The organism is Clostridium tagluense (assembly GCF_003865095.1).
In the GTDB taxonomy this organism is placed as follows: Bacteria; Bacillota; Clostridia; order Clostridiales; family Clostridiaceae; genus Clostridium_AD; species Clostridium_AD tagluense.
In genome coordinates, this window is record NZ_BHYK01000147.1 from 1 (window position 1) to 226 (window position 226).

Consider the following 226-nt stretch of genomic DNA (forward strand, 5'->3'; position numbering starts at 1 on the left):
GCGGACGGGTGAGTAACACGTGGGTAACCTGCCTCAAAGAGGGGAATAGCCTCCCGAAAGGGAGATTAATACCGCATAATATGTTTTGATCGCATGATCGAAACATCAAAGGATTTTTCTTTTAGAAGATTCCACTTTGAGATGGACCCGCGGCGCATTAGCTAGTTGGTGAGGTAACGGCCCACCAAGGCAACGATGCGTAGCCGACCTGAGAGGGTGATCGGCC

The 226-nt window shown here is 50.9% G+C and carries 1 rRNA gene; it reads left to right on the forward strand.

What is annotated here, in order from left to right:
• Nucleotides 1-226, forward strand: a 16S ribosomal RNA gene (locus tag Ctaglu_RS24900); the annotation flags it as partial.